Origin of the sequence: Xanthomonas codiaei, from assembly GCF_002939785.1 — a bacterium.
Classification (GTDB): Bacteria; Pseudomonadota; Gammaproteobacteria; order Xanthomonadales; family Xanthomonadaceae; genus Xanthomonas; species Xanthomonas codiaei.
This window is the reverse complement of the sequence record NZ_MDEC01000037.1, coordinates 16,632-30,841: the sequence shown is the minus strand read 5'-3', so window position 1 is coordinate 30,841 and position 14,210 is coordinate 16,632. Positions and strand designations below refer to the sequence as shown.

Here is a 14,210-nt window from a genome sequence, read left to right as displayed (position 1 = left end):
TGGGATGCGCGATTGGCAGCCAGGCGAACGCACTGCAGATCGGGGGCTTCCTCCGACGACCGCCCACCTTCGCGCCAGGCCATGGCACCGCTGCGCACCGGCCCAAACGCACTGGACCGAACATCACGTCCGGCCCAGTGGGTTGGCTTATGGCGTGGCGCGCAGCGCGATCAGTATTTCTTTTCCAGATTGATCATCCAAGTCTGATCGTTACCGCTGTCGCCGTCGGTGATGCCGCGGTATTCCAGCCGCGTGGACAGGCCCTGCTCGGTCAACAACGCCGCGCCGATACCCACCATCAGGCGATTGCGATCGAACGCGGCCTGCCCGGTGCGATAGAACGGACCGCCGCTGAGATCGGCATAGCTCAAGGTGGCATCGCCGCGCCCCTGGAAGTCGCGTTGATACTCCACGCGCAACTGCGGGGTCAGCCGGCCCCAGGCCACTTCGCGGCGCCACTCCAGGCGCAGGCCCAGGTTGCCGGTACTGGTGGCCACATCCATGTCGGCATAGCGCAGTGCGAACGGCGCCACGCCGTCTTCCACATAGCCATCCAGCGTGGCGCGTGCCACATCCACGCGCGCATATGGGGTGATCTGCAGATCGCCGCGTTGCAGATCGGCGCCGGTGGACAGCGAGGCGATCCACTGCTTGCCGTCGCGGTTGCCCTCGGCCAGCGAGCTGTCGTCGGTGACGAAGCGGCGCAGGTCGTAGGACAACAGTTGGTATCCCACCAGGGTGTCGAAGAAGAACGCCTTGCCCGGGTGGAAGCTGGCATACAGCGCCATGGTGTAGGCGGTGCCCCTGATGCGGCTGCCGCGCGTGCCCACATCGCTGTCGTCGCGACCCCAGCCCAGGCCCGCGCCGATCGCCAGCGACGATGCCAGCCGGTAATCGGCACCCACGCTCAAGCCATCGGTCTGGAAATCCACGCCGTTGCTGTTGGCCTGCCGGTTGAGGCTACCCGAGCGGATCGCACCGCCGATCCACAGACCCAGATCACCCTGGCCCTGCGCACCGGTGCTGCTGCCTGCCGCTACCGCTGGCGCGTCGCGGAAGTCGTTGTCGGCGTCCTGCGTGTCCGGGCTGCAGGGCTGCGCACTGATGCCGCGGTCGGCCTCACGGCAATGCGAGGTGGGCTGGAAGCTCACCGCGTTGCTGACGCCGCCGCCACCGCGGTGAGTCGCTTCCAGACGGCGCTGGAAGTTATCGATCTGCGCCCGTGCAAACCGCCGGGTGGACTCGGATTGCGCATCGATCAGACCACGCACTTCCGCATCCTGGCTCGGGTCGCGGCGCGGTGCGATGTTGAACACCACGTTGGCCGGGACCGAGGTGGCAAACGCATTGGACAGGGTGAACTGCACCGTGGCCTGGCCGACGAACGCCGGGTTGGGGGTAAAGGTCAGCACGAAGCTGGGCGGCTCGGCCAGGGTGGTCGCCGCCGTCGTTGGTCCCGACGCACCCGCCGCCGAGGCGATGGCCGCACCGCCGACACGGGTGATGCTGGCCGTACCCGCCGAGGCCGGCAGCACCGCGACCACCGCAGCGGCCACGAACGGCCCACCGGTCGCGTTGCGGGTGATATCCACCTGCTGCGCTTCACCAGGCACCGCCTCTGCAGTGACCGACACCGCCACCGGCCGCGCGTTGACCGTGATGGTCAGCGTGGTCGCCGCCGAGGTACCGCCTGTACCGGTTGCGGTATAGCTGAGCACGTCGGTGCCGATGAAGCCGGCGTTCGGCGTGTAGATCACCTGCAGGCCATCGACCAACGCGGTGCCGTTGGCAGGAGCGGCGGCAATGGCGATCGTGCTGATCGTGCCGGTGTCGTTGGCAGTCACCACCACGCTCACTGCGGTGGCGTCCATGGTCACGGCAGTGTCTGCCACCGCCACCGGTGCGGCGCTGCCCACGGTGAAGGTGTAGGCCTGCGAGGCGCTGGCGGCACTGGCGTCGGTCACGGTGATGGTGAACGTGCTGCTGCCTTCGGCGCTCGGCGTGCCCGACAGCGTGCCGTTCGGGGCCAGGGTCAACCCGGCCGGCAGGGTGCCGCTGCTCACGGTGAAGGTGTAGGGCGCCACGCCGCCGCTGACGGTCAGCGTCTGCGTGTAGGCGGTGCCGCTGACGGCCGGCGGCAGCGTGCCCTGTGCGATCACCAGCGTGGCCGTATTGACGGTGAGCACATAGCTGCGCGATGCCTGCGCCGCCGGGCTGGGCGTGCTGTCGGACACGGTGAGCGTGAAGTTGAAGCTGCCTGCGACGGTCGGCGTGCCGCTCAGTCCGCCGCTGGCCGGATCCAGCGTGATGCCCGCAGGCAGCGCGCCCGCGCTCAACGCATAGCTGTACGGCGCAGTGCCGCCGGTGGCGGGCGTGATCGTCGCCGTGTACGCCTGCCCGGCGGTGCCTGCCGGCAGGGTGGAGGCCGGCAGCACCAGGTTCGGCCCGGCCACCGTCAACGCGTAGGCTTGCGTACCGGTGAAGCTGTTCGCATCGGTGGCTTCCACGGTGACATTGAACGTGCCTTCCACCGTGGCCGTGCCCGACAGCGTGCCATTGCTGGCCAGCGTCAGACCGGCCGGCAGCGCGCCCGCGCTGATCGAATAGGTGTACGGCGCAGTGCCGCCACTGGCGCTCAGTGCCTGGCTATAGGCCGTGCCGCGCGTGGCGCCCGGCAAGGTCGTCGGCGCCACCGTGATCTGCGGGGCGGCGATGCTCAGGGTGTACCCCCGCGTGGCCTGCGACGGAGTGCCGCTGGTGCTGTCGGTGGCAGTCACGCTGAAGTTGAAGGTACCAACGCTGGTGGTGGTGCCGCTCAGCGCACCCGTGCTCGCGGCGAACGTGATCCCTGCAGGCAGGGCACCGGCGGTCACCGCGTAGGTGTACGGGGCAATGCCGCCGGTAGCCGGATTGATCGCGCTCGCGTAGGCCTGGCCCGCAGTGCCGGCCGGCAGGGCGGTCGCAGGCAGGGTCACGGTCGGCCCGGCAACCGTCAAGGTGTAGGCACGGTTACCGGAGGTCGGCGCGCCACTGTCGGTGGCAGTCACGGTGAAGTTGAAGGCGCCACTGGCCGTTGGCGTCCCCGACAGCACGCCGCTGCTGCTCAGGGTCAGTCCCGCCGGCAACGCGCCGGCGGTGATCGCATAGGTATACGGCGCGGTGCCGCCGCTGGCGCTCAGGTTCTGGCTATAGGCCGTACCCGCCGTCGCCGCCGGCAACGAGGCCGGTGCCACCGTCACCACGGCATCGTCGTTGTTGATGGTGCCGGTGCCGGTGGCGCGGGCGATGGTCGCATTGCTGGCGCCCGACAGACCGACGCTGAAGGTCTCGTTGGGTTCAACCGCGGTATCGCCGTTGACGGAAACCGCCACGCCCTGCGCGGTGGTGCCTGGCGCAAACGTCAGCGTGCCGGAGCGCGCGACATAGTCGCTGCCGGCAGTGGCAGTCCCGTCGGAGGTCGCGTAATTGACCGTCACGGTCTGGCCGCTGGCCTGGCTCAGGCTCACCGTGAAGGTGGCCGTGGTGGTGCCGCTGTTGCCTTCGTTCACGCTGATGTCGTCGATCGACAGCGACGGCAACGCATCGTCGTTGACGATGGTGCCCAGTCCCTGCGCATCGGTCACGCTGGCGCCGGTGACATTGCTGATGTTGACGAAGAAGGTCTCGTTGGGTTCGTTGAGCGTGTCGCCATTGACCAGCACGGTGAAGGTCGCGCTGCTGCTGCCGGCAGGAATGGTCTGCCCGGTCAGGCTGGAGGCCACGTAATCCACGCCCGCGGTGGCGGTGCCGTCGGCGGTGGCGATATCGAAGCTGACGCCACCGGTCGGCGCTGGCTGGCTCAGCGAAACGGTGAAGGTCGCGTTGGTGGTGCCGGCGTTGCCCTCGTTCACCGAGACGTCGTTGATGCTCAACCCAGGCTGGTCGTCGTTGAGGATGGTGCCGGTGGCGCTGGACGGCGAGCCGACGGTATAGCCGGTGCCAGCGACGAGGACGATCAACACCGTCTCGTCGGACTCGACCGTGCTGTCGGCAGTGGGATTGATCGTGATCGTGCCGGTGGTCTGCCCGGCCGCAATCACCAGCGGGGAGCTGACGGCCGCGTAGTCGGTGCCCGAGGTCGCGGTGCCGCCTACGTTGAAGCCGACCGAGACAGCCGACACGGGCGCCTGGCTCAGGGTAACGGTGTAGACCAGGTTGGCGGCACCATCTTCGCTGACGCTGGCCGGCGACACGCCGATGCTGGCGACCGGGAAGTCGTCGTTGACGATGGTGGCGGTGGCGCTGGACGGGCTGCCCGGTGAGTAGCCGGTGCCGGCAGCGACGGTAAAGGTCACCGTCTCGTCCGCCTCCACCGTCGCATCGGCGATCGGGGTGACACTGAAACTGGCGGAGGTAGCATTGGCCGGCACCACGACGCTGCTCACCGCACCGGAGTAGTCGGTGCCGCTGGTGGCGGACCCGCTGCGGGTCAGGTTCACCGTCGTGGGCGAGCTGTTGGTCTGGCTCAGCGTCACCGTATAGACGAACGGGGTGCCGCTGTTCTCGTTGGCGCTGGCGGGAGAGACCGCAATGCTGGCTTGACGCGTGGGGTTGATGGTGATGTTGAAGACGACCTGATTGCCGTCCTCATCGCCCAGGGTGAACGTGTCTGAAGTCGCACCATCCCCGTTGTTGGTGTAGGTCACCTGCTCGGTGCTGTCGGGATTCTGGCCAGGGAGGCTATAGCTGCCATGCGACGGAGATACGTTACCGGTCTGCATGCCGAAGTTGGATGGCCCGTCGCAGTCGCCGACCTCGAAGGTCCACGAGCCGCCCGAGTTGATGGTCGCGCTTTTGGGAGACGGGCAGTAGACGGCGAGCGCGACCTGAGAGGTCGCCAACAACACCAGCGCCGTCAGCCACTGCAAGGCCAGGCGCACGCCGCGTGCCGCGGTGCAATTCATAGACATTCGATGATCCCCTGGAAACACGCCACCCCGCTGGCGCTGGCAACAGTCCTGGTGCCTCAGATCAGTGCGTCATTCATGCCTTTGAAGGCATATCCGCGCTGCGGCGCCATTGAAACAGGAACTGACTGCCAGTTAAAGAACAAAAAATTAATACTTCATTCCAGTTTTGATGCATCGCGGCTTGCTGTGTGTGGGTCCGGCCGGTATGTGTAGGGCTGCTCCTGGCATGAGGCCGGGGGTTTATCTACTCGGGAGAGCTGGATGAGCGAGTTCTTCATCGGTCAGATCATGCTGACCGGCTTCACCTATGCGCCGAAGTATTTTGCGCAGTGCAACGGGCAGTTGCTGCCGATCAATCAGAACCAGGCCCTGTTCAGCCTGCTGAGCACCCGTTACGGCGGCGATGGCAAGACCACCTTCGGCCTGCCCGACATGCGCGGCCGCACGCCCATCGGCTACGGGCCGTCGGTGGATCCGGCATGGCAACCGCCCGCCGCGCCGATCGGCCAGAGCGCCGGCGCGGAGAACGTGACGCTGGTGGGCGACAACCTGCCCCCGCACCTGCACATACTCGATTGCAGCAGCGGTAACGGCGACAACCGCGCTCCGACCGGGCGCCTGTTTGCCAACAATGTCGTCAGCCCGGGGCCGGGCACGCCGCACGCACTGTATGCCGCACCCGGCACGATGGTGCCGCTGGCCCAGTCCACGATCGCCAGCAGCGGCGGCAATCAGGCGCACCCGAACCTGCAGCCGTACACCACGCTGAATTTTTGCATCGCGCTGTCCGGCATCTTCCCCTCGCGCAACTAGGCGTCTCCGCATTCGGGCGCAGGGCGCGTTGTCGGCGCGCGGCGCTTCATCGACCAGGAAGGACCACATGGGCACTCCATTCATCGGCGAAATCCGCATGTTCGGCTTCGGCCGTACGCCTCAGGGCTGGCAGGCATGCGACGGCACCCTGCTGCAGATCTCCGACTACGAGCCGTTGTACCTGCTGCTCGGCACCACCTACGGCGGCAATGGCACAAGCACCTTCGGCGTACCGGACCTGCGCGGTCGTCTGCCGATCCACCAGGGCCAGGGGACTGGATTGAGCAACTATGTGCTGGGCCAGCGCGCCGGCACCGAGACGGTGACCTTGATCGACCTGCAGATGCCGGCGCATACGCATACCGCCCAGGCCACCACGGCGGCAGCCACCGCGACAGCGCCTGCCGGGCTGGTGCCGGGAGCAGTCGATGGCGGTCTGTTCTACGCCACTAATCTGACCGGCGCCACCCAGGTGACGATGTCCGCGCAGAGCACTTCGTTCGCCGGCGGCAGCCAACCGCACAGCAACGTCATGCCGACGCTGACGGTGCAGTACTGCATTGCCACCACCGGCATCTTTCCGCAGCAGGCCTGATCCCATGCGCCGCGCCGACCCGGCTGCGGTATGCATCCCCACCATCGGAGAAACCCGCTCATGACCGAACCCTATATCGGCGAAATCCAGCTGTTCGGCTTCGACTACACCCCCTATGGCTGGGCATTTTGCAACGGCGCCGTGCTGCCGGTCGCGCAGAACACCACGCTGTATTCGCTACTGGGTGTGGCCTACGGCGGCAACGGCAGCAGCACCTTCCAGTTGCCGAACTTCTGCGCACGCGCCGGTTGTGAGCAGGGCCAGGGGCCTGGCCTGAGCCCGCATCCGCTGGGCAGCAACTTCGGCTCCGCCTCGGTGAGCCTGCAGCAATCGCAGATCCCGATGCATCAGCACGGAGTGAACGCGTTCTCGCAAGCCGACGCGACCAAGCGGACCGGCACACCCGCCAGCGGCGCGGCCCTGTCGTCGCTGAACATCAACAACGAGCGGCCGTTCCTGGCGGTCGCGCCCGACAAGCAGTTTTCCCCGACCATGCTGTTGCCCACCGGCAATGGCCTGCCGCACGAGAACCGGCAGCCCTATCTGGCGGTGAATTTCTGCATCGCGCTGCAGGGCGACTACCCGGTGTTCAATTAGGCGATGCCAATGCCTGGGCGCGTTACGCAGGCCAGCGCGCCATTGCGTCTGTGCGCAAACGCACCCGCCGCAGCGGGGCTTGAACTGCGGCCGGAGCAGCCCACCGATATCGCGTGGCTGGAAGATCTCTACGCCAGCACCCGCAGCGACGAGCTGGCACCGGTGCCGTGGCCGGAAGCGACCAAGCGCGCCTTCCTGCAGCAGCAGTTCGCCCTGCAGCGCGCGCATTACCGACAGCATTTTGCCGGTGCCGAGTTTTCAATCGTGCAGGCGGAAGATCTACGGATCGGCCGCCTGTACCTGCACCGCGCTGCCACGCACCTGACAGTGGTGGATATCAGCCTGCTGCCCGAGTGGCGTGGCCGGGGCATCGGCTCGCAGCTGATTGTCCACGCGCAGGCGCTGGCACGCGAAGCCGGAGGCACGGTGTCATTGCACGTGCTGCACGCCAATCCCGCCGCCCAACGTCTGTATGGACGCCTGGGATTCGTTGCGGGCGACAGCACCCAGACGCACCTGCAGATGCATTGGCACCCCAGCGATCACCCGCCTGCTTGAGAGCGCCAGGTTGGGCCTACCCAATCCGGAAGAAGCCCGCAAAACGTCGTGAGCAGTGGGCGGGTGGGCGTGGACGGCGCGCCCAGCACCGGAAGCGTGGACTGGTCCGAGCACCGAGCGCATCCGCCTGGCGGCTGCGTAGTCGCTGTGTCAGCCGTTCCAGGGCGCGCTCAGTTGAAGACGGCCTGATACAGAAACCCGTCGCGCTCGCGTGCCACCGGCACCAGAAAGATACCGATCTCGCCCAGCCGCGCGTGACGCATCTGATAGGTCTGCTGCGGAAACAGGAACGCCGAACCATTGCGGAACAACAGCGAGAACGGCGCGCGTTGCGAACGACGTGCGTTCTGCAAGGGCCGCGCTTCCACCAGGACGAACGGAACCTCGCCATCATTCAATGCAGCGGCGAAGGTCTCGTTGACGCTGCCGGCGAAATGTTCAAGCGTCAACAACTCCATGGAGGACTCCTGGGCGACGAGGTAGCGTAGATCCTCGCGTCTTGTCGCTTGTCCCACAAGATGTCGGAACCGGCAACGCGCCACACTCGACAGATCACAGCGACCAACGCTCAGGCGGCACAGGACGATCGCGGGCGCATGAAGTCGATATGCACCATCGCGGGGGGCTTCGATCGCGTCCCCACTGCTCCCTACTACGGCGTACGTTGCGCGCGTGGATCAGAGCGGATGCGCTACGGGACACGCTGTTACGCAGATCGCGCCATCTGCGACCACATCGCAGGCCCGGCGAATGCGACAATACTGCACGCCACGGTTCGGTTATGTTCAGCCGTGTGACGGCTACTCTATCGCGTTGGAATTCTGTTAAAGGCTTCGATGACGGCGTCCGCTTCCCCTGTCGTGCAATTGTCCGGCGTCCGCATCGATCGCGGCGGGCGCGCGATTCTGCGTGATGTCTCGCTGCAGGTGCCGCACGGCAGCATCACCGCCGTGCTGGGTCCGTCGGGAAGCGGCAAGTCCACGCTGCTGGCTGCCTTGACCGGCGAACTGCGCCCGGTGGCTGGCAGCGTGACCTTGTTCGGCAATCCCATCCCGCACGGCAGCCGCGCGCTGCTGGAGATGCGCCGCAATGTCGGCGTGCTGCTGCAGGGCAATGGGCTGTTGACCGACCTGAGCGTGGCCGACAACGTGGCATTGCCGCTGCGCACGCACACGCGCCTGCCGGCGCCGGTGCTGCAGCGCCTGGTCCAGATGAAGCTGCACGCGGTGGGCCTGCTCGCCGCCGCCGATGCCTGGCCGCGCGAGTTGTCCGGCGGCATGGCGCGGCGTGTGGCCTTGGCGCGCGCGCTGGCGCTGGACCCGCCCTTGATGATCTACGACGAGCCGCTGACCGGGCTGGACCCGATCGCCTCGGGCGTGATCATGAGCCTGATCCAGCGCCTCAACGACAGCCTGGGCCTGACCAGCATCATCGTCAGCCACCACGTGCACGAGACGCTGCCGATCTGCGATCAGGCGGTGGTGATCGCCAACGGCGGCATCGTGTTCGCCGGCACGCCCGAACAGCTGCAGGACAGCACCGACCCGTTGGTGCAGCAGTTCCTGCACGGGCAGCCGGATGGCCCGATCGCCTTCGATGCCGCGCCGCGGCGCGACCGGAGTGCTGCCTGATGGCCTTCGTCGACTCGATTCGCGCCTTCGGTCGCGCCGGGCTGTTTTCGTTGACCGTGCTGCGCGGCTCGTTGCCCACGCGCGATTTCATCGCCGAGCTGGTGCGCGAGATCTACAAGGTGGGCGCGCGTTCGCTGCCGATCATTGCGGTGGGCGGCGCCTTCGTCGGCCTGGTGCTGACACTGCAGGGCTACCGCACGCTCACCACCTACGGTGCATCGGACGCGCTGTCCACGCTGCTGGGGCTGTCGCTATACCGCGAACTGGCGCCGGTGCTGACCGCACTGTTGTTCATCGGCCGTGCCGGCAGCTCGATCGCCGCCGAGCTCGGCCTGATGCGCGCCACCGACCAGATCAAGGCGCTGGAGCTGATGGCCATCGACCCGGTGGCCAAGGCGGTGGCCCCGCGCTTCTGGGCGGCGGTGCTGACGGTGCCGCTGCTGACCGGCGTGTTCTGCTCGCTGGCCATCACCGGCGGCTATTTCGAAGCGGTGCACGTGCTGGGCATCGACAACGGCACGTTCTGGTCCGGGCTGAGCAATAGCGTGGACTTCTGGGACGACTTCGGCGTGGCGATGCTCAAATCGGCGATCTTCGGCGGCACCGCCGCGCTGGTGGCCGCCTATGTGGGCTTCCATGCCGAGCCGACCATCGAAGGCACCTCGATCGCCACCACCCGCGCGGTGGTGAACGCCTCGCTGCTGGTGCTGATGTTTAACTTCGTCCTTTCTGCAATGTTGTTCAGGTGAGATAGCCCATGGCCATGCGTGGACCACGACTCGAATTCGCCGTCGGCGCCTTTTTGCTGCTGACCCTGGCCTCGCTGCTGGTACTGGCGGTGGCCTCGACCAACCAGCGCTGGGGCTTCGGCTCCAGCCAGTACACCCTGATCGCGCGCTTCAGCCAGATCGGCCAGCTGCGCGCGCAGGCGCCGGTGAAGATCGGTGGCGTGACCATCGGCAAGGTGTCTGACATCAGCCTGGATCCGACCAAGTTCGATTCGGTGGTCACGCTGTCGCTGGACACCAAGTACAAGGACCTGCCCGCCGACACCTCGGCCGGCATCTTCACCAGCGGCTTGCTGGGCGAGAGTTATATCGGGTTGCAGCCGGGCGGCGACCCGGAAACGCTCAAGCCGGGCGAAGAGATCGGTTTCACCCAGCCGGCGGTGGATCTGCTGCAGCTGGTCGGCAAGTACATGTTCAGTGGCGGCGGTGATAAATCCGCTGCAGACGGTCAGGCCGCCCCGCCTGCCCAGCCCGCTTCTCCCTCTACGGAACCGCACCAATGAAGACCACCCTGCTCTCCGCCGTCCTGGCCTCGACCCTGCTGGTGTGCGCACCGGCCACCGTGCTGGCGCAGCCGGCCACCGTGCTGGCGCAGCCGGCCGCCGCCAGCGCGCCTGCGCAAGGCGCGGCCACCAAGACCGTCATCGACAGCAGCACCCGCATCCTGAGCACGCTGGAACAGCGCCGCGCCGAATTCCGCAGCAACCCGGCCGCGCTGCGTCAGTATATCGACGGCGAATTGAACAAGGCCTTCGATCGCGACTACGCCGCACGCCTGGTGCTGGGCGTGCACGGTCGTGGCGCCTCCGACGCCGACATCAAGCTGTTTGCCGACGCCATGGCCGACAACCTGATGCAGCGCTACGGCACCGCGCTGCTCAACTTCGAAGGCAAGCCGACCTTCCGCGGCAAGTCCGAAACCGCGCTGCCGGGCAACCGCGGCGTCAAGGTGTCCACCGATCTGCTGCGTGCCGGCAACGACCCGACCCCGGTCGACTACCTGATGCGCAATGTCGGCGGCCAGTGGAAGATCTTCGACGTGATGATCGAAGGCATTTCCTACGTGCAGACCTTCAAGACCCAGTTCGATGGTCCGCTGCGCGAAAAGGGCATCGCCAAGGTTGCCGCGGACCTGCGCAGCGGCAGCATGCAGGTCGGCGCGGCGCCGACCAATGGCAAGTAACAGCCCGGTGCAGCGCAACGGCGACACGCTGGTGGTGACCGGCGTGCTCGACCGTGCAGCGGTCACTGCGGCCTGGCCGCAGGCGATCGCGCACCTGGATGGCGTGCGCACGCTGGACCTGTCGGGTGTACAACGTCTGGACAGTGCCGGCCTTGCGATGCTGGCCGAACTGGCCGCGCGCCTGCGCGGCGCAGGCCCTGCAGCGGTGGTGGGCGAGGCGTCCGGCCTGGACGACCTGCGTGCCGCCTATCGCCTCTCCCCCACTCTCGATTTCCAGGCCTGAGCGCCACACACATGAACAAGTTCCGTCCCTTCCCCCTGCTGGCCTGCCTGTTGCTCGGCGCCTGCGCCAGCCAGGCGCCGAAGTCCGCGCCGCCCTCCTCGGCCAGTAGCGACACCGCACCGAGCGCGCAGGCGCCGGTCCGCGACGATTCCGCAGTGACCGCGCAACCTGCCGCGGCCGGGTTCGCCGCAGCCGACGCGCCACCGGCCGCAGTGGCACCAGCCGATCAGGCTGTCGCCAGTGCCGATGCCGATGCGGCGCCCGCCGGCGCCCCCACCGCCGCCGAGGACGACTTCGACGCGCTGTATGGCCCCACCATCCCGCAGGCCGGCACCAACGGCGCTGCCGCGCAGCCGGGCGCCGCACCGGCCTACGACCCGTGGGAGCGCTACAACCGCGGCATGCACAGCTTCAACCTGGCGGTGGACCGCGGCGTGGCACGTCCGCTGGCGACCGCCTACACCAAGGTGGTACCGGGTCCGGCGCGGCTGGGCGTGACCAATTTCTTCGACAACCTCGGCACGCCGCTGACCATGGTCAACCAGCTGCTGCAGGGCCACCCGATCTTCGCGGCGCAGTCGCTGGGCCGCTTCGTGATGAACTCCACGCTGGGCATCGCCGGGCTGTTCGACCCGGCCAGCGCGGCGGGCATCCCGCGCCGCAGCGAGGACTTCGGCCAGACCCTGGGCGCGTGGGGCTGGCGTAATTCGCGTTACTTCGAGCTGCCGCTGTTCGGGCCGCGAACCGTGCGCGATACCTTCGGCCTGGGCGGCGACATTCCGCTGTCGTGGGTGCGCCAGGTCGACGACGGCGGCGCGCGCTTCGCTCTGCAGGGCCTGCAGCTGGTGGATACGCGCTCGCAGCTGATGTCGCTGGACTCGCTGCGCGACCAGGCACCGGACGAATACGCGCTGACCCGCGATGCCTGGATGCAGCGCCGCAATTACCAGATCGTGCGCGACCTGCGCAGCCATCGCGAGCAGAACAACGAACTGCCCGACTATCTGCGCGAAGACAAGGACAGCACGGTGCCGGTGGATGCGATGCCGATTCCGAGCTGGGTGCGTTGACCTGCGCCTGAGGTGCGAATCGAAAAAACCCGGGAGCAATCCCGGGTTTTCTTTTGGCGTCTTGGTTTTTCGTAATCGCCGTGCTGGCGATACGAAGCCATCGACCAAGGTCCCAAGGGTTTCAGTCTGCCTTTCCGGTCTTTCTGAGGTGGAACGACACCCAAGAAGCCAGAAGACAAAACGATGCGCCAGCGGCAAACACGACGGCGGCCGTTGGCCAGTCGGGCATCCATTCGACACGGTAAAAGCAGGTGACAGGATCGCCGTTGAGGACGGTGACGGTCCGACAGGAGCCAACCAGCCGGCTGTGGGACCACAGCGCCAGAGCGGTGACGCAGGCAGCAAGGCTGCTCAGGGCCAGCATCGCCAGGCCGGCACGAAGCAGGACCTTGCGCAACATTGCAACTGACCTATACGGCTTGCGCCAGCGCCGCATCCACCGCCGCACGCAGGCGTGCATCGTCTGCCGGCACGTCCGGAGCGAAGCGGTCGATGACGGTGCCGTCGCGGCCGATCAGGAATTTCTCGAAGTTCCACAGCACGCCGGGGGCGGGGTTGGGTGCGATGCCGTAGCCGGCGAGCTTCTCGCGCATCGGGCCGTCGCCGGTGGCCTGCGGGCGTGCGCTGGTCAGTGCCTGGTACAGCGGATGGGTGTCGGCGCCGGTGACGGCGATCTTGGAGAACATCGGGAAGGTGACGTCATAGGTGAGCTGGCAGAACTGGGCGATCTTCGCTTCGCTGCCGGGCTCCTGGCCGTTGAAGTCGTTGGCCGGAAACGCCAGCACTTCCAGGCCCTGCGCCTGTTTATCGCGATACAGCGCTTCCAGACCTTCGTACTGCGGCGTCAGTCCGCACTTGGAGGCCACGTTGACCACCAGCAGCACCTTGCCGCGATAGTCGGCCAGGGTGGCGGGTTCGCCGTCGATGCGGGTCACGGGAATATCGTGGATGCTCTGGCTCATCGAAGTGGCCTGCCTGGATGGAGCGCCAGAGCATAAACCGCGCACGCCAGCGATGCAGCCCGCCAGGTCGGTCGATCAGCGCGGCGGCAAAATGCAGGGGCAGGACAGCGACGGCCTGGCGACGATGGTCCCATGGCGTCTACGACTCGAGGTTTTCAATCGATGCACAGCGCCGCCTGGCCCTTGCCGCCGACCACCTCCTGGCGGCAGCCGAAGCGATCGCTGTCGCGCTGGCAGGTGCCGGTGGTGGCGGTGCCGGTCGGCACGATGCTGGTGGCCAGGCAGTCGCCATCGCAGTCGGCGTTATCGCTGCAGGTCTTGCCGGCGTCGGCATACGGCACGATGCAGCGCGGACTCTGCATACGTCCCACCGGGCGCACCTGGCCGCCCCTGGCAGCGCAGTCGGCAGCGTCGGTGGATGCCGATGTCGCGTGCGCGGATGCAGGCGTTGCGCCCGCCGCCAGGGACGGTTGCGTGGTGGGCGCATTGCTGCAGGCGGCCAGCAGCAGTGCGGACACTGCCACGTACATCCATCGGCTCGACATTTGGATCTTCTCTTTGAACAGGAGTGCGCCAAGCATCGCGACCGCTGCGTCAGCGTGGCGTGCTCGGGGTGGGTGGGTTCGTCTTCCAGCGTACAGGACCGTGCCTGGACGCGATGATGGGTGGTCGGGATGGCCTCCTCGCGCCCCGGGGCGCTGCTACGCGACGTCGGTAGGATGCAGGGCCTTGCCGATCACACGTCCTGCGGCCGGCCATCACGACGGCGATCACCTGCAGT

Annotated in this window: 15 protein-coding genes; 10 read left to right on the top strand and 5 right to left on the bottom strand. The window is 67.1% G+C overall.

Annotated features, from left to right (window positions below; all coding sequences use genetic code 11):
* Positions 1-170: 170 nt before the first annotated feature.
* Positions 171-4,913 carry a putative Ig domain-containing protein gene (locus XcodCFBP4690_RS19675; protein WP_208622774.1) on the bottom strand — a complete coding sequence of 1,581 codons (4,743 nt, stop codon included), beginning with the start codon at positions 4,911-4,913 and terminating at the stop codon, positions 171-173.
* 297 nt (positions 4,914-5,210) lie between these two features.
* Here XcodCFBP4690_RS19675 and XcodCFBP4690_RS19670 point away from each other — a divergent pair, with 297 nt between their 5' ends.
* From XcodCFBP4690_RS19670 to XcodCFBP4690_RS19655, 4 genes are all read left to right on the top strand, one after another.
* Positions 5,211-5,762, top strand: a complete 552-nt coding sequence (locus tag XcodCFBP4690_RS19670) for a phage tail protein (RefSeq protein ID WP_104543687.1) — start codon at positions 5,211-5,213, stop codon at positions 5,760-5,762.
* Positions 5,763-5,829: 67 nt separating this feature from the next.
* Entirely contained in the window at positions 5,830-6,357 is a 528-nt protein-coding gene (locus tag XcodCFBP4690_RS19665; RefSeq protein ID WP_104543685.1) for a phage tail protein, read from the top strand.
* 60 nt (positions 6,358-6,417) lie between these two features.
* Entirely contained in the window at positions 6,418-6,954 is a 537-nt protein-coding gene (locus XcodCFBP4690_RS19660) for a phage tail protein (RefSeq protein WP_104543683.1), read from the top strand.
* A 9-nt stretch (positions 6,955-6,963) separates the two neighbouring features.
* Positions 6,964-7,512 carry a GNAT family N-acetyltransferase gene (locus XcodCFBP4690_RS19655; RefSeq protein WP_104543681.1) on the top strand — a complete coding sequence of 183 codons (549 nt, stop codon included), beginning with the start codon at positions 6,964-6,966 and terminating at the stop codon, positions 7,510-7,512.
* 170 nt (positions 7,513-7,682) lie between these two features.
* Here XcodCFBP4690_RS19655 and XcodCFBP4690_RS19650 read toward each other — a convergent pair whose 3' ends face one another.
* Complete coding sequence (locus XcodCFBP4690_RS19650; RefSeq protein WP_104543679.1) at positions 7,683-7,970, bottom strand: DUF6916 family protein; 288 nt, start codon at positions 7,968-7,970, stop codon at positions 7,683-7,685.
* A 378-nt stretch (positions 7,971-8,348) separates the two neighbouring features.
* Between XcodCFBP4690_RS19650 and XcodCFBP4690_RS19645 the strand changes: the two genes are divergently transcribed.
* From XcodCFBP4690_RS19645 to XcodCFBP4690_RS19620, 6 genes are read left to right on the top strand one after another with little or no spacing between them, the layout of a single operon-like run.
* Positions 8,349-9,143, top strand: a complete 795-nt coding sequence (locus XcodCFBP4690_RS19645; protein ID WP_104543677.1) for an ABC transporter ATP-binding protein — start codon at positions 8,349-8,351, stop codon at positions 9,141-9,143.
* Positions 9,143-9,892, top strand: a complete 750-nt coding sequence (locus tag XcodCFBP4690_RS19640) for an MlaE family lipid ABC transporter permease subunit (protein WP_104543675.1) — start codon at positions 9,143-9,145, stop codon at positions 9,890-9,892. Before XcodCFBP4690_RS19645 ends, XcodCFBP4690_RS19640 begins: the two co-directional genes overlap by 1 nt.
* 8 nt (positions 9,893-9,900) lie before the next feature.
* Positions 9,901-10,434, top strand: coding sequence for an outer membrane lipid asymmetry maintenance protein MlaD (gene mlaD, locus XcodCFBP4690_RS19635; RefSeq protein ID WP_064507882.1), 534 nt, complete (start codon positions 9,901-9,903; stop codon positions 10,432-10,434).
* Positions 10,431-11,114, top strand: a complete 684-nt coding sequence (locus tag XcodCFBP4690_RS19630) for an MlaC/ttg2D family ABC transporter substrate-binding protein (protein WP_104543673.1) — start codon at positions 10,431-10,433, stop codon at positions 11,112-11,114. The genes mlaD and XcodCFBP4690_RS19630 overlap by 4 nt, the downstream gene beginning before the upstream one ends.
* Entirely contained in the window at positions 11,104-11,397 is a 294-nt protein-coding gene (locus tag XcodCFBP4690_RS19625) for an STAS domain-containing protein (protein WP_104543671.1), read from the top strand. The genes XcodCFBP4690_RS19630 and XcodCFBP4690_RS19625 overlap by 11 nt, the downstream gene beginning before the upstream one ends.
* Positions 11,398-11,408: 11 nt before the next feature.
* Positions 11,409-12,467, top strand: a complete 1,059-nt coding sequence (locus tag XcodCFBP4690_RS19620) for an MlaA family lipoprotein (protein ID WP_104543669.1) — start codon at positions 11,409-11,411, stop codon at positions 12,465-12,467.
* Positions 12,468-12,588: 121 nt separating this feature from the next.
* Here the strand turns inward: XcodCFBP4690_RS19620 and XcodCFBP4690_RS19615 are convergent, their stop codons facing one another.
* The 3 genes from XcodCFBP4690_RS19615 to XcodCFBP4690_RS19605 all read right to left on the bottom strand — a co-directional run bounded on the left by XcodCFBP4690_RS19615 (position 12,589) and on the right by XcodCFBP4690_RS19605 (position 13,974).
* On the bottom strand, positions 12,589-12,867 hold the full coding sequence (locus XcodCFBP4690_RS19615; protein WP_104543667.1) for a hypothetical protein: 279 nt from the start codon (positions 12,865-12,867) through the stop codon (positions 12,589-12,591).
* Positions 12,868-12,877: 10 nt separating this feature from the next.
* Positions 12,878-13,429, bottom strand: a complete 552-nt coding sequence (locus XcodCFBP4690_RS19610; RefSeq protein WP_104543665.1) for a glutathione peroxidase — start codon at positions 13,427-13,429, stop codon at positions 12,878-12,880.
* Between the two features lie 155 nt (positions 13,430-13,584).
* Positions 13,585-13,974 carry a hypothetical protein gene (locus XcodCFBP4690_RS19605; RefSeq protein ID WP_167394718.1) on the bottom strand — a complete coding sequence of 130 codons (390 nt, stop codon included), beginning with the start codon at positions 13,972-13,974 and terminating at the stop codon, positions 13,585-13,587.
* Positions 13,975-14,210 lie beyond the last annotated feature (236 nt).

What these genes read in the sequence shown, in the direction of transcription:
- XcodCFBP4690_RS19660 (WP_104543683.1), top strand. Translation starts at nt 6,418, where the DNA reads ATGACCGAACCCTATATCGGCGAAATCCAGCTGTTCGGCTTCGACTAC.
- XcodCFBP4690_RS19615 (WP_104543667.1), bottom strand. Translation starts at nt 12,867, where the DNA reads ATGTTGCGCAAGGTCCTGCTTCGTGCCGGCCTGGCGATGCTGGCCCTG.
- XcodCFBP4690_RS19645 (WP_104543677.1), top strand. Translation starts at nt 8,349, where the DNA reads ATGACGGCGTCCGCTTCCCCTGTCGTGCAATTGTCCGGCGTCCGCATC.
- XcodCFBP4690_RS19655 (WP_104543681.1), top strand. Translation starts at nt 6,964, where the DNA reads ATGCCTGGGCGCGTTACGCAGGCCAGCGCGCCATTGCGTCTGTGCGCA.
- XcodCFBP4690_RS19650 (WP_104543679.1), bottom strand. Translation starts at nt 7,970, where the DNA reads ATGGAGTTGTTGACGCTTGAACATTTCGCCGGCAGCGTCAACGAGACC.
- XcodCFBP4690_RS19620 (WP_104543669.1), top strand. Translation starts at nt 11,409, where the DNA reads ATGAACAAGTTCCGTCCCTTCCCCCTGCTGGCCTGCCTGTTGCTCGGC.
- XcodCFBP4690_RS19630 (WP_104543673.1), top strand. Translation starts at nt 10,431, where the DNA reads ATGAAGACCACCCTGCTCTCCGCCGTCCTGGCCTCGACCCTGCTGGTG.
- XcodCFBP4690_RS19625 (WP_104543671.1), top strand. Translation starts at nt 11,104, where the DNA reads ATGGCAAGTAACAGCCCGGTGCAGCGCAACGGCGACACGCTGGTGGTG.
- XcodCFBP4690_RS19610 (WP_104543665.1), bottom strand. Translation starts at nt 13,429, where the DNA reads ATGAGCCAGAGCATCCACGATATTCCCGTGACCCGCATCGACGGCGAA.
- XcodCFBP4690_RS19640 (WP_104543675.1), top strand. Translation starts at nt 9,143, where the DNA reads ATGGCCTTCGTCGACTCGATTCGCGCCTTCGGTCGCGCCGGGCTGTTT.
- XcodCFBP4690_RS19605 (WP_167394718.1), bottom strand. Translation starts at nt 13,974, where the DNA reads ATGTCGAGCCGATGGATGTACGTGGCAGTGTCCGCACTGCTGCTGGCC.
- XcodCFBP4690_RS19665 (WP_104543685.1), top strand. Translation starts at nt 5,830, where the DNA reads ATGGGCACTCCATTCATCGGCGAAATCCGCATGTTCGGCTTCGGCCGT.
- XcodCFBP4690_RS19670 (WP_104543687.1), top strand. Translation starts at nt 5,211, where the DNA reads ATGAGCGAGTTCTTCATCGGTCAGATCATGCTGACCGGCTTCACCTAT.
- mlaD (WP_064507882.1), top strand. Translation starts at nt 9,901, where the DNA reads ATGGCCATGCGTGGACCACGACTCGAATTCGCCGTCGGCGCCTTTTTG.